Here is a 13,144-nt window from a genome sequence, read left to right as displayed (position 1 = left end):
GGGCCGCTGATCGAGCTGAGCCGCGAGCTGAGCCCTTCGGCGATGTCCCGGGCGAGCAGCGGACGTCCTTCGCAGTCGGCAGCCAATCGGCGCAGGCCCGACGACAGCGCGGTGGCGTCCTCGTTCAGTTCGAGGGCGAACAGCCGGAGTTCGGCGACGGGGCGCGCGAAATCCTCGTGCCCGGCGGCGGCGGCGGTGTCGGCGGCGCGCAGCAGCACGTCCGCCGTCGGCCGGCCCCCGCCCCGGTAGCGATGGTGGGACAGGAGGTGGCGCAGCAGGCTCGCGGCCCGCTGCCGGGCCGGCTGGTCACGTTCGGGCTCGGCGTCGGGCTGGTCCGGGTCTCCTGTGGCTTCCAGCATCGCCCGCAGGGCCCGAAGGTACGGGCCGTCGTCGTCCGCCGCGAGCTCCACCAGCTCCTGCCCGGCCATCGCCCACACCGCCCGATCGGCAAGGTCCGTGGTGGCGGCCACCAGCATCTCGGTGATCCCCGGCTGCCACGGTGCCCATTCCGCCAGCACTGGGAACAGCGCCGCAGCTGTTTCCGGTTCGAGCGGCTCGCAGGCGCGATGCAGCAGCCCTGCGTACCTGGCCCGATGCTCCTCGTCCACCTCGGCCACGGCCGCCCGTGCCAGCTCCTGACGGAGCTCCGTGCGTCCCTGCGCGGCCGACTCCAGCATGGGCCAGCTGGCCGGCTCCGCCAGCATCCCCTGGGTAAACGCGACGCAAACCGACTGCACGTCGTGGTGCTGCCCGGGCAGCTCGAAAACTTCCCGCAGCAGCGGCGCCGCCTGCGCCGGGGGCAGCATCGTCGCCGCGAGGCGCACCGCCTCCTTGCGGCTGGTGACCTTCACCGTCCGCGGGTCCTTCGGCGTGAGCAGCCTGCGGAGCTCTGTGGCGAGCCGCGACGGCGCGACGTACTGCGCGGCCCGCGTCGCCGCGTAGACCGCGACCCGGGCGCGGTCGCCGCCCGCGTGCTCCAGCAGCAGCGGCAGCGCCTCGTCGGGGCGGTCGGTCCACGGCAGTGCGCCGAGGGCCGCCTCCGCCAGCGGGACGTTCGACGATCCCGTGTAGCGGCGGACGACCTCCAGGCCCGCCTCCGGGATCACCGCCGCCGCCGAGAGGGCCTGGACGCGCACATGCACCGGCTGCCCCGTGTCGCCCGCTGTGCGCGCGAGCAGCTCCGCCGCCGCCCGCTGCTGGCGCGGCACCCAGCGGTGCGCCCGGTAGGTGCGTGGCGTCCAGTGGCTGCGGGTGGTCAGGAACCGGCCGTATGGTGGGGTGTCGGCCAGCAGCGGGTCGAGCAGGTCCGTACGCCGCCCCGTCAGGACTCTCAGAACGGACGGCAGGACGGCGGCGGACGGCTCCAGCCGCACGATCCGCTCCACCCGCTCGTCGCGCCCCTTCGGCTGCTCCAGCCAGAGGTCGACGGCGGTGCGGACGGACGCGTCGTTTCCGAACTGGACGGCCTGCCACAGGTACTCCTGGAGTTCGGCCATCTCCCACGCGCGCCGCCCGAGTGCCCGTACGAGTGCGAAGACGAGCGAGTAGTCGGCCTTGTCGGTGGCGGCCTCCAGCCATGGCCGTAGCGCCGCCAGTACCTCGTACTCCTGGCCGCGCCGCAGCACGATGTCGAGGCGGCCGACGTTCGCGCCGCCGGTGTGGCCGGACAGCCGGGTTAGGGTGTCGAGGGCCCAGCCGATGAGCCGCGTGCCGCCCGTGAGGGCGTGCTCGCGCAGCACGGACAGAGCCAGCGCGCTGAGCGCGTGACGGGTGCTCCAGGAGGAGTCGCGGGCTTCGACGGCGTCGATGGCGATTCGTCCGAGGTCCTCGGCGGCGTCCTCCGTGAACAGCGAAGGGGGCACCTCCGCCAGTGCGGAGAGGGCGGCGCTGCGGACCGGGTCCTGTTCATTGCGCAGCCGCAGCAGCGCACGCAGCAACCGGCTCACTTCCTGTGGGTCGCGGGAGCGTGCCGCGTTGCGGACGAGAAGTGGGTACGCCGTGGCGCGGTCGCCCGCGGCGGAGCGGCGGACGGCGGTGAGAAGGTCGTCACGGACTTCGTCCGGCGGCAGATAGGCGGCTGCCGTCAGCATCTCCGTCCAGTGCGCGCCCCTGCCGCGGGCCAGCGTTGCTATCCGCCGAGCCTCGGCGGTGCGCCGCTCGTACGGCAGTACGTCGAGCAGGGCGGGGCTGAGGTCCGCGTGGGTGAGGTCCCTGCCCTCCATCGCCGCGTCGAACAGGGCGCCGCGGCGGGAGGGCGGCAGGCAGGCCAGCAGCCGGGCGAGAGCGGCTGCGTTGTTGTTCCAGGCGCAGGCGAGGTCGGTGAGTTCCGGCGGTGTGTGGTGGACGAGGCGGCGCAGCACGGCGGGTTCGAGGTGGCCGCTGTTCAGCCGGGCCCTCAGCTTAGGGCGTAGCAGCAGCCGCACCGTGCGGCCGGGATCCGCATCGGCCAGGAGGTGCAGCTTGCGGTCCACGGGCATCGGCAGCGTCTCGTAACGCTCGAGCACAGCCAGCACGCCGAGCGGATCCCGGTCGGCGAGGAGCGCGAGCGCGTCCGCGTGGGACGCCAGCCAGCCGTCCCGTACGACGGCTGGGAGGGTGTCGAGCTGCCGCTCCATCTCGGCGAGCAGCAGAGCGGGATGGCGGGCGGCGAGCAGCCGGTAGGAGCTCAGTCCGCGGAACAGGCGGGGCAACAGCCGGGCGGCGGTCTCCGCCGTGCAGGCGGCGAGCAGTTCCGCGGCGGCCTCGGCGCCCCATCGACGGTACGTCGGCTCGACCAGCGCCTCGGCGAGGCCGGTACGCCCCGCCACGGCGATGGCGTGCACGAGCTGCTGTCGCACGGCGGCGGGTGCGTCCTCGACGGCCTCGATCACCGTGGCGTCTGTGAGCCGCCCCTGCAGCAGCGCCCTGATCGCGGGGGCGCGGACGAGGCGGTCGGGGTCCGCGAGGCAGCCCTCCAGATACGCGTCGTGGCGCCCCATGTCCGCCGCGGTGGCGGCGAGCCGCCGTCCGTGGACGCCGTGGGCGGCGAGCCCGGTCACAAGCTCGTCGACCGCCCCCATTGCCGCGGCGCGCCGGGCAGCGGAGGCCAGCTCACGCATGCGGTGGGGGTAGGAGAGCCGGTCGACGGCTGCGAGCAGGTGTTCGGTGCGCTGGGACATGAGGGCGATTCTGCCTGGCGGGCGGGGGGTGGCGCCTTCGGATTTCGGCGGGGCGGGGGTCGTCGTGCGGCGACCTGTGTGGCTGTCTGTGCGGGCTCTGTGGCGGCCTGCGCAGGCTCGGTCTGCTACTCCGTCAGCCGGTCGTGTGCCAACGTGCGGCTCTCCGGGGACGGATGTCGTCGTGGCGGGCGCCGGACAGTCTGCGCGCGAGAGTGCGGCGCTGCGGTGCGAAGTTGGTGACGCATCAGGCAACGTTCGCGCTGTCGACCACGGCGCGGAGGCGCTTGTCGTCGCCATGGCGGTTCCGCCAGATGATGTAGCGACGGATCATGCTGCCCTGTTCCCTGTTCCCTGTGGTCGGCGTGGTCGGTGCCGTCGGGGGTGAAGTAGCGCAGGGCGGTGAACTGGGCCTTGATCCGGTTCAGCCAGGAGCTGTTGGCCGGGGTGTAGGCGATCTCGACATTGTTGGCCATGGCCCAGGTGCCGACCCGCTGGTACCTCTTGGTCGTCAGGTGCGGGGAGAAGCTGTCGCAGACGATCGCGATGCGGATCTCGGGCGGGTAGAGAGTGCGCAGGTGGCGGCACCGCAGTTCACAGCGCCCGGCGCATGCAGGCCCGAGGCCACCGGTCCAGGCCGTGTGCCGCTTCACGCCGACGGATCTGCCGCAGGCCGGGAGTGAGCCCGCTGTCCTCCAGGAGTTGGAAACCGCAACGTACGTAGTAGGGGGCGTTCCACGGGACCTCAGTGAACGTGGTGAGGGTCAGGGCGGGCGCCCTCTCGCTCGTGGCGTGATCTGCCAGATGGTCCAGAAGCAAACGGCCGATTCTGCGGCGCGCGACGTCCGGGTGCACCGACACCTGCTCGACGTGGAGGTTTCCGTCGACACGGTCGGCGATCAGGTAGGCGACCGGCATGTCGGCGTCGTTGGCCGCAACCCAGGCCAGCCGGGCGTGGTGGTAGCGGGCGAGTTCGCCGAGCGGGAGCGGCTCGTCGTCGGCGATCTCCGACATGCCGATGTCTCGGAAGCACTGCCCGGCGGCCCTCTCGATGTCCTGGAGGATGGGCAGTTCGACCAGGTGCACGGCTCGGATATGCATTAGTGCATTGTCCAAGACCGGCCGGACGGCTCCACCGAATTAAGGGTTCCGTGACAGCGGGCCCCTGGTGGTTGGTCAGAACGGTGTTCAGCGGCCCCAGTAAGGCGGCTTGGGTTCTAGAGGTGGTTGTGACACCTGACCCTGAGGGGTGTTGCGATGGCCAAGCCGCGTCGAACTTCGAAGAAGCGCGGACCTGCTCCGTTGGCGGACAAGGGTGATCATTACCTTCGCCTCATGGCGCAAGGGATGAGCAACTCGCCGGCGTGCCGCGAGGTGGGGATCAACCGCAGGACCGGGACGCGCTGGAGGTACGGACGCAAAGACGTCGACCGGACCGGGCGCGAGCGCGTCTACGCGCCGATCACCGAGGAGCGGCATCGCGACAGGACTTCAGACCGGTTCCTTGCCGAGGACGAGCGGTTCGTCATCGCCGATCTGCTCCCGTCCGGGAACTCGCTGCGCGCGATCACCCGGGAGCCCGGCCGGAGCCCGGCCACGATCAGCCGGGAGGTGCGGCGCGACAGCGACCCACGCACCGGCAGGTACCACCCCTTCCAGGCGCAGCGCCGGGCGGCCGTACGCCGCGCCCGCTCGAAGGAGGGCACGATACGGCGTGACCCGGAGCTGAAGGAGTTCATCCAACAGCGTCGGGACCGGCGGTGGAGCCCGGAGCAGATCTGCCAGGCCCTGCGCACCGCGTTCCCGGACGAGCCCGAGCTGCACCTCGCGCACGAGACCGTCTACCAGGCCGTCCATCTGCCGCACCGCGGCAGCCTGGAGCGCACCCCCGGCCTCCTGCGCAGCGGCCGGCCCGCTCGCCGTCGACGCCGCCGGCCCGACGAACGCGCCACCCGGTTCATCGACCCCGGCACTCTGCTCAATCACGCCCGGGGGAACTCAACGACCTTCGAATAGCGGGCAGTTGGGAGGGAGACCTGATCGTCGGAAAGGGCGCCGGTCCGAGATCGGCACCCTGGTCGACCGGTCCACCCGCTACGACAAAATCCTCCACCTGCTCTGCGGACGGGGCCCCGAGCAGGTCCGCGACGCGCTCGTCCACGCCCTCGGCGACCTCCCCGCCGAGCTGGCCCGCTCGGTGACCTGGGATCAGGGCAGCGAGATGAGCCGACATGACGAGTTCACCCGCGCCACCGGCATCCCCGTCTACTTCTGCGAGCCCGCCAGCCCGTGGCAACGCGGCTCTCACGAGAACACGAACGGCCTGCTGCGTCAGTACTTCCCCCAAGAGCACCGGTCTGTCCGTGTTCGGCGCCGCGGACCTCGCCTTCGTCGCCGCCGAACTCGACAACCGCCCCCGCAAGACCCTCGACGGGAACACCCCCGCGAACCTCGTCGCTGAGCTCGTCGCAACACTGGAATGATCACCGTGTTGCGACGACGACGGGAATCCGCCGTGGCTGCGGATCCGCACAGGAGCATCAGAGTCGAGTTCAGGGCTCGTCGAGCAGGTGTCGAGCCGTGGCGATGTCGGTGATCAGTGCGGTGATCCAGCGGCCGCGCACCGCGGCGCGGACGGCCGTGTACTTGCGCTCACCGCCGGCGACGGCGATGCGGCGCGGGACTGTGCGCAGCTGGTCGACGGAGATGCCGATCGTCCGCTCGCCGAGTCCGGCGTCGACGTGGACGCCGTTCTCGTCGAAGAAACGTTGACAGATGTCGCCGACCGCGCCGAGGGCGCGCAGTCGGGTGATCTCCTCCTCGGCCACCGCGTTGCCGCTCAGCTGGAGCAGGGGCGACGGTTCGAGGCTTCCGATGCCCACCAGGACGGAACTGAGTTGCTGCCATGCCTGGCTGACCTCCAGGACCGCTGGATCGCGCAACAGGGACAGGCGGGCTTCCGCGGAGCCGACGAGTCCGGGTGCGCGGACGAACAGCGGGGTGGCGCCGGTGAGTTCGGCGAGGCGGGCGGTCAGACGGGTCGCTTGCACCTGGCTGCGGGGGTCACCGATACCGCCCATGAGCTGGACGACCTGGGAGGCTCCGGCCGCCTTGGCGGGCTGCATCGTCTCCACCGCGGCCAGCAGTGTCTCGCTCCAGGTCGAGACGCCGATCAGGTCGCCGGAGCGGAAGGCGGTCTCCAGATGACTTGCGGCCGCCGATCCGAGGCCGCGCAGCAACGTGCGTGCGTGTTCCGGCTGGTCCTCGTCGTCGAGGACCACGACGTCGGTCAGGTGGTAGCGCTCGGCGAGGGCGTCCTCGACATCGCTGTGGATGCCGGGCGGTGAGACGACGACGGTCCGTACCACGCCTTGGTCTGTCGCGGAGCGGAGCAGCCGGGACACGCCGGCCTGGGACAGGCCCAGAGCGTCGGCGATGTCGGCCTGGCGCATGCCGCGCTCGTGGTACATGCGGGCCACGCGCACGATCAGTCGCATTTTGTCGACGGATTCGCCGCTGGTGAGGTCAGAACGCTGGGACACACCCCGCACCCTACTGATCCCCGGCTGCCGGGGCGGAGCCGTCATGGCGAAATCGCCGGGCCCTGCGCCCCCGTGGACGTCGTCCTTGCCCGTGACACCGCTTCGTGCCAGGCACTCAGGCGACGCGCGCGCTGCCCGGGCGACCACTGAGGGTGGTAGATGTCCGCCGCGCTCGTCTCAGCGGTCAGGATCTCCTTGGTGAACAGTCCGAGGGAGCACCCCGCGAGGTGTGCCGCGCCCAGGGCCGACATGGCACGGGCGCGGGGACGGAGCAGGGTCCGCCCCGAGATGTCCGCCTGCAGTTGCATGAGCGTCACGTTGTCGGTGGGGCCGCCGTCCGCCAGCAGGGTGGCGACCGGGGTGCCCGGAGCGTCTAGCCCGGCGACGACGTCCTCGACCTGGAAGGCGATCGATTCGAGGGCGGCCCGGGCGAGCTCGGGCAGGCCCGCCGCGAAAGTGAGCCCGGAGACGAGCCCGGCGGCCTCGTTGTCCCACCAGGGCGCGCCGAGCCCGCCGAAGGCCGGGACCAGGTGCACGCCTGCGGCATCCGGCGCCGCCCTCGCGGCGAGGGCGCCCTCCTCGGTGCCGAGCAGGCCGGCGAGCCAGCGCAGCGTGGCGCCGGAGGAGCGGATGTTTCCCTCCAGGGCGTAGGCGGGCGTGCCGTCGTCCCAGGCGATGGTCAGGCAGAGGGGTGAGTGTTCCGCCTGCGCCGGGGTGTCGATCAGGCCCATGACGGACGAGCCCGTGCCGTACGTCACCTTCACGCTGCCGGGGGCGAAGACGCCGTGGCCGAAGAGGGCGGCATGGGAGTCGCCGAGGACGGCACCGACCGGAGTGCCGTCCGGCACCGCAGACAGACCTCGTGCGACGGGGAAGGGGCCCGTCGAGGCCACGATCCGGGGCAGCACCTCACGGGGTACGCCGAACACGTCCAGGAGCCGTTCGTCCCAGTCCCGGGTGCGTACGTCGAGGAGCTGGGTGCGGGAGGCGTTGCCGATCTCGATGATGTGGCTGGTGCGCCCGCTCAGCTGCCACAGCAGCCAGGAGTCGACGGTGCCCAGGCACAGCTCGCCGCGCCGGGACCGGGTGCGGTCCGGGTCGTACGTGTCGAGGAGCCACTGCGCCTTCAGGGCGCTGAACATCGGGTCCAGGGGCAGGCCGGTCGTCGTGCGGACGAGCGGGCCCAGTCCGTCGGCGAGCAGCTTGGCGCAGGCGGGTGCCGTACGGCGGTCCTGCCAGCCGAGGACCGGCCCGAGCGGCTGCCCGGTGGCCCGTTCCCAGAGCAGACACGACTCCCGCTGGCTGGACACGCCGATGCCGGCCACCTGTGTGCCGTCCCGTCCGGCCAGGCACGCCTCGACGGCCCGGGTCACGCTGCGCCAGATCTCCTCGGCGGACTGCTCCACCCAGCCGGGGCGCGGATGCGCGGCGCCGACCGGCACCGACGCCGAGCCCACGACAGAGCCGGCGCCGTCGATCAGCAGTGCCTTGGTGGCGGAGGTCCCCTGGTCGACGGCGAGGAGGAGTGGGGAGGCGGGCGTCATGACGCCGAGGATGGCAGACCGAGGGCTTCGCGCGCGGCACGCCGCACGGCGTCGGCGGTCAGTCCGAAGTGCTCCAGCAGTCCTTCGGGGCTGCCGGTCGGTGCGAAGCCGGACACGCCCAGCAGCCGCAGCGGGACGGGGGAGTGCTGGCCGGTGAGCGAGGCGACGGCCGCGCCGAGGCCGCCGCTGACGGTGGCCTCCTCGGCCGTGACGATGGCCCGGGTCTCGGCGGCGGCCCGCAGGATCGTGGTCTCGTCGAGGGGGTCGACGAAGGGGGTGTTGAGCACCCGGGCCGAGATGCCCTCGGCGGCCAGCCGGTCGGCGGCGATCAGCGCGCGCGGGACCATCGTGCCGATGGCCACGAGGGTGACGTCGCTTCCGTCCCGCAACGTCAGCGCGTGCCCCGGCACGAAGGGGGCGCCGGACGGAGTCACGTCGGGCACCTTGAAACGAGGGACGCGGAGATAGCTGGGCCCGTCGTGGGAGTGGGCCCAACGGACGGCGGCGCGGGTCTGGGCGCGGTCGGTGGGCACGACCACGGTGAGGTCGGCGACCGCGCGGAGCCAGGACAGGTCCTCCACCGAGTGGTGCGTGGGACCGAGTTCGCCGTACGCCATGCCGGGGCTCTGACCGCACAGGATGACCTTGTGGCCGCTGTAGGCGCAGTCGGCCTTGATCTGCTCCAGCGCGCGGCCGGTCAGGAAGGGGCCGGCGGCGGAGACGAACGGCACGTAACCCGCGTTGGCGAGACCCGCCCCGACGCCCACCATGTTCTGCTCCGCGATGCCGACGTTGATCAGGCGGTCGGGGAACTCGTCGCGGAAGCCGGACAGGTTGCTGGAGCCCACCGAGTCGTTGCACACGACGACCACACGGCTGTCCTCGCGGGCGAGCGCGATGAGCTCCTCGGCGAAGGCCTGCCGGCAGTCGTAGGCGGGCGCATCGACGAGAGGGTGGTCGACCGTCTCGGCAGTCGGGTCGGCCGTCTGGCTGGCCGTCCTCGCCGGGGAAGTGGTCTCGGTCATCGGGTCAGCTCCTCGACGGCGGCTCGTACCTGGTCCTGGTCGGGCACCTTGTGGTGCCATTCGGCGCGGTCCTCGATGAAGGAGACGCCCTTGCCCTTGACGGTGTGGGCGATGACGGCGACGGGCCGTCCGCTCGTCGAAGGGGCGAAGGCGGCGAGCAGGGCCGCGTGGTCGTGGCCGTCCGTCTCGCGCACCTCCCAGCGGAAGGCGGCCCACTTCTCCGCCAGCGGGTCGAGGCCGACGGTCTCCTCCGTACGGGCTCCCTGCTGGAGCCGGTTTCGGTCGACGACGGCGTACAGCCCTGCCAGCTCCTGGTGTCCGGCGGTCATCGCCGCCTCCCAGTTGCTGCCCTCCTGCAGTTCCCCGTCACCGAGGACGACCACGGTCCGGCTGTCGTCCCCCCGCAGCCGGGCGCCGAGAGCGCAGCCCACCGCGACGGGAAGGCCGTGGCCGAGCGGGCCGGTGTTGGTCTCGACACCGGGCACCTTGCGGCGGTTGGGGTGCCCGTTCAGCGCGGACGCGGCGGTGGTGAAGCCGGCGAGTTCCGAGCGCGGGAAGTATCCGCAGTGGGCGAGTGTGGCGTAGAGGGCCGCGGCGGAGTGGCCCTTGCTCAGGATGAACCGGTCGCGTCCGGGTGCGTCGGGGTGCTCTGGATCGACGTCGACGACCGCTCCGAAGAGCGTGGCGAGGATGTCGGTGACGGAGAAGTCGCCGCCGATGTGTCCCATCCCCGCCTTGTCGATCATGTCGAGAACCATGAGGCGGATCTCCGTGGACATGGCGCGCAGTCGCTCGACGGTCTCGTGAGGGCGCTCGGACCGGAGGGAGCGCCGTAGTCGGCGGTACTCCGCGGCGGCACTCGGATCAGCGGTCAACATTAGTGAATATCCATTCAGTGATTGATATCTATTACACCCGGATGGTGAAGGTTGGTTGTCGTGGCCGTCAAGCCCCTGTTGACGGCCTTGACAGTCGGTCGAGTGCCGACCTAGCGTCCGGTCAGCTGAAAGGAAATAATGTGAATAAAAATTCAGGAGGTCGATCATGAAGCCTGAGACGACCCCGGCCGACCGCACGTTCACCGGCGGCATGTGGACCTTCGGCCGCATCATCGACCGCTACGCCACCGACGGCTACGGTCCGAATGTGCCCACCCTGCGGGCCATCGAACTGGCCGCCGCATCGGGGCAGTTGGTCGGTCTGGACCTCAACTACCCCTTCGACGGGGATGTGACCGTCGAAGACGTCGGCAAGGCCCTCACCGCGCACGGTCTGTCGGCCGTCAACATCACACCGGTGATCTACGACCGCGGCTTCCGCAGTGGCTCGTTCACCAGCGCCGATACCTCCGCCCGCAGACGTGCCGTCGAACTCGCCCACGAATCGGTCGACGTGGCCGCCCGACTCGGAGCCCGCTACGTGAAGTTCTGGCCCGGCCAGGACGGTTACGACTACCCCTTCCAGGTCGACTACGCCGATCTGCGCCGCCATGCGATCGAGGGGATCCGGGACGTGGCCCGGAACTTCCCCGACGTCACCTTCGCCATCGAGTACAAGCTCAAGGAGCCCCGCAACCGTCTCTTCTGGTCGACGGCCGCCACCAGCCTGCTCGCCATCGAGCAGATGGGCGTGGACAACGTCGGTCTGGTCGTGGACTTCGGCCACTCGCTCTTCGCCAAGGAGAACCCCGCCGAAGTGCTCACTCTGGCCCACTCCATGGGCCGGCTCGTCGACATCGAACTGGACGACAACTACCGGGAGTGGGACGACGATCTGACCGCCGGATCACTCCACCTCGTGGAGACCCTGGAGTTCCTCCACGTGGTCCGGCAGATCGGCTGGGACCAGCCGCTGAAACTGGACCTCTTCCCCTACCGCGAGGACCCGGCGGACGCCGTCCGCGAATCCGTCGCCACGCTGCGCGCGCTGGAGGACAAGGCGGCCCGTCTGCCGCTGCCCGAACTGCGCGCCGCACAGTCCGCGCACGACGCCATGGCCGTCCAGCGCATCGTCCGCACGGCCCTGCTGGGCTGACACAGCCCGGCAGGCGGCAGGTCGTCCCACCGGGCGCCTTCTCCGTACACATCCACGCCTCCAAGGAATCAGGAATGCCCTACGGCCCCGAATCCGTCCTCGGCGACGTCCTGCGCGACAAGCAGGCCGAAGCCGTGGTGCGCAAGCACGTGCCCCGCCTCGACGACGAGCTGACGACGGTCCAGTTGAGATACGGAACGCTGCGGCAGCTCTCGTTCTTCGTCGAGCGGCTGCGGACCGACCCCGAAGTCCAGGACACCCTCTACGCCGAACTGGCCACCGTCCCCGAGGCGGTCGTCGAACCGACGTCCCCGGCCGCCGAGACGGACATCGTCCCGTCTCCCGACCACGAGTCGGCCGACGTGCCCATCGGCAGTGCCCGGTGCGTGCGACAGGAAGCCGCGACGCGGTGGCAGCCGTTCGAACTGGAGCTGCACGGGCCCGAGCACGGCAACCCCTTCACGGACTTCGCACTCCGCGCGGAGTTCCGCCATGGTGACCGCACGCTGACCGCGCACGGCTTCTACGACGGAGCGGGTACCTACCGCATCCGCTTCCTGCCGGACGAGGAGGGAACCTGGACCTTCCGCACCGCGAGCAACGCCCGCTCCCTGGATTCGGTCGAAGGTACTTTCCACTGCGGCCCCGCCCGTCCGCACGATCACGGTCCTGTACGGGTCCACGAACAATTTCACTTCCGCCACACCGACGGCACCCGCTACTTCCCGGTCGGGACCACCGCGTACGCGTGGACCCACCAGGGCGCCGAACTGGAGGAGCAGACCCTCCGGACCCTCGCCGACGCCCCCTTCAACAAGATCCGGATGTGCGTCTTCCCGAAGTCGTACCTCTTCAACAGCAACGAACCGCCCCTGTACCCCTTCGAGGGTTCACCCGAGTCCGGCTGGGACTTCCGCCGGCCGAACCCCGCCTACTTCCGGCACCTGGAGGAGCGGATCGTCCAGCTCGGCGAGCTGGGCATCGAGGCCGACCTCATCCTCTTCCACCCGTACGACCGCTGGGGCTTCTCCGACATGAGCCCGGCCGCCGACGAGCGCTATGTTCGCTACCTGGTCTCCAGGCTCGCCGCGCTGCCCAACGTGTGGTGGTCGCTGGCCAACGAGTACGACCTGGTGTGGTCCAAGAACACCGAGGACTGGCACCGGATCGCGGCCTCGATCCGCGCGCACGACCCGCACGGACATCTGATCAGCGTGCACGACTGCATCGAGATCTGGGACAACGACGCCGAGTGGGTCACACACTGCAGCATCCAGAAGCCTCCGGCGGGGACGGCGGACTGGCGCTCCCGCTGGGGGAAGCCGGTGGTGCTCGACGAGTTGGGCTACGAGGGCGACATCGAACAGGGCTGGGGGAACCTCACACCTGAGGAACTGGTCCGCCGCTGCTGGGAGGGCGTGGTCCGGGGTGGATACGTCACCCACGGAGAATGCTGGCTGGCCGACGACGACGTGCTGTGGTGGGCGAAGGGCGGTGCTCTCAAGGGCGAGAGTGCGGCACGCCTGGGATTTCTGCGCGGTGTCCTCGAGGAACTTCCGGCCGACCTGCCCGGCATCCAACCGCTCCCGTCGCCCTTCGACTTCCCGTTCGGTGGCGTCGAGGGACGCCAACTGCTCGCCTACTTCGGCACCGGCCAGCCCCGCCGACGGACCTTCCTGCTTCGCCCCGGTGTCCGTTACCGGGCCGACGTCCTCGACACGTGGAACATGACGGTCAGCGAGCTTCCCGGCACGTACGAAGGGGACTTCACACTGCCGCTGCCGGGCCGGCCGTACATCGCGGTCCGCCTGCGGGCGGTGGGGGACTGAGCATCAGACCAGGCC

At 70.9% G+C, this 13,144-nt stretch carries 8 protein-coding genes and 2 pseudogenes; 3 read left to right on the top strand and 7 right to left on the bottom strand.

What is annotated here, in order from left to right; genetic code table 11:
- From STRTUCAR8_RS21765 to STRTUCAR8_RS21755, 3 genes and pseudogenes are all read right to left on the bottom strand, one after another.
- Positions 1–3,158: hypothetical protein (locus STRTUCAR8_RS21765; protein WP_006378047.1), on the bottom strand; the 3,158-nt coding region annotated here is incomplete at its 3' end.
- Between the two features lie 244 nt (positions 3,159–3,402).
- Positions 3,403–3,742: pseudogene (locus STRTUCAR8_RS55380) on the bottom strand (IS630 family transposase); the annotation flags it as partial.
- 7 nt (positions 3,743–3,749) lie between these two features.
- Positions 3,750–4,256, bottom strand: coding sequence for a GNAT family N-acetyltransferase (locus STRTUCAR8_RS21755; protein WP_044472624.1), 507 nt, complete (start codon positions 4,254–4,256; stop codon positions 3,750–3,752).
- A gap of 156 nt (positions 4,257–4,412) precedes the next feature.
- Between STRTUCAR8_RS21755 and STRTUCAR8_RS55685 the strand changes: the two are divergent.
- Positions 4,413–5,638, top strand: a pseudogene (locus STRTUCAR8_RS55685) (IS30 family transposase).
- 69 nt (positions 5,639–5,707) lie between these two features.
- Here the strand turns inward: STRTUCAR8_RS55685 and STRTUCAR8_RS21745 are convergent.
- Genes STRTUCAR8_RS21745 through STRTUCAR8_RS21730 form a run of 4 tightly spaced genes read right to left on the bottom strand, consistent with a single transcriptional unit; the run spans position 5,708 to position 10,144 of the window.
- The gene (locus tag STRTUCAR8_RS21745) at positions 5,708–6,697 is read right to left on the bottom strand and encodes a sugar-binding transcriptional regulator (protein ID WP_006378051.1); all 990 of its coding nucleotides are present in this window, start codon (positions 6,695–6,697) and stop codon (positions 5,708–5,710) included.
- 41 nt (positions 6,698–6,738) lie between these two features.
- Complete coding sequence (locus STRTUCAR8_RS21740; RefSeq protein WP_006378049.1) at positions 6,739–8,241, bottom strand: FGGY family carbohydrate kinase; 1,503 nt, start codon at positions 8,239–8,241, stop codon at positions 6,739–6,741.
- A complete protein-coding gene (locus STRTUCAR8_RS21735; RefSeq protein ID WP_006378055.1) occupies positions 8,238–9,266 on the bottom strand; it encodes a transketolase family protein in 1,029 nt (342 codons plus the stop codon). The genes STRTUCAR8_RS21740 and STRTUCAR8_RS21735 overlap by 4 nt, the downstream gene beginning before the upstream one ends.
- On the bottom strand, positions 9,263–10,144 hold the full coding sequence (locus STRTUCAR8_RS21730) for a transketolase (protein WP_006378052.1): 882 nt from the start codon (positions 10,142–10,144) through the stop codon (positions 9,263–9,265). The genes STRTUCAR8_RS21735 and STRTUCAR8_RS21730 overlap by 4 nt, the downstream gene beginning before the upstream one ends.
- 166 nt (positions 10,145–10,310) lie before the next feature.
- Between STRTUCAR8_RS21730 and STRTUCAR8_RS21725 the strand changes: the two genes are divergently transcribed.
- Complete coding sequence (locus tag STRTUCAR8_RS21725) at positions 10,311–11,300, top strand: sugar phosphate isomerase/epimerase family protein (protein ID WP_006378050.1); 990 nt, start codon at positions 10,311–10,313, stop codon at positions 11,298–11,300.
- A gap of 74 nt (positions 11,301–11,374) precedes the next feature.
- Positions 11,375–13,129 (top strand): DUF5605 domain-containing protein, encoded by a 1,755-nt coding sequence (locus STRTUCAR8_RS21720; RefSeq protein WP_006378046.1) that lies wholly within the window; start codon positions 11,375–11,377, stop codon positions 13,127–13,129.
- Positions 13,130–13,144: the final 15 nt, after the last annotated feature.

The sequence above is a fragment of the Streptomyces turgidiscabies Car8 genome (assembly GCF_000331005.1).
GTDB classification, from domain to species: domain Bacteria; phylum Actinomycetota; class Actinomycetes; order Streptomycetales; family Streptomycetaceae; genus Streptomyces; species Streptomyces turgidiscabies.
This window is presented reverse-complemented; position numbering and strand designations above follow the sequence as displayed.

Excerpts from the sequence above, each read along its gene's own strand:
- STRTUCAR8_RS21755 (WP_044472624.1), bottom strand. The coding sequence starts at position 4,256 with ATGCATATCCGAGCCGTGCACCTGGTCGAACTGCCCATCCTCCAGGAC.
- STRTUCAR8_RS21740 (WP_006378049.1), bottom strand. The coding sequence starts at position 8,241 with ATGACGCCCGCCTCCCCACTCCTCCTCGCCGTCGACCAGGGGACCTCC.
- STRTUCAR8_RS21735 (WP_006378055.1), bottom strand. The coding sequence starts at position 9,266 with ATGACCGAGACCACTTCCCCGGCGAGGACGGCCAGCCAGACGGCCGAC.
- STRTUCAR8_RS21730 (WP_006378052.1), bottom strand. The coding sequence starts at position 10,144 with ATGTTGACCGCTGATCCGAGTGCCGCCGCGGAGTACCGCCGACTACGG.
- STRTUCAR8_RS21725 (WP_006378050.1), top strand. The coding sequence starts at position 10,311 with ATGAAGCCTGAGACGACCCCGGCCGACCGCACGTTCACCGGCGGCATG.
- STRTUCAR8_RS21720 (WP_006378046.1), top strand. The coding sequence starts at position 11,375 with ATGCCCTACGGCCCCGAATCCGTCCTCGGCGACGTCCTGCGCGACAAG.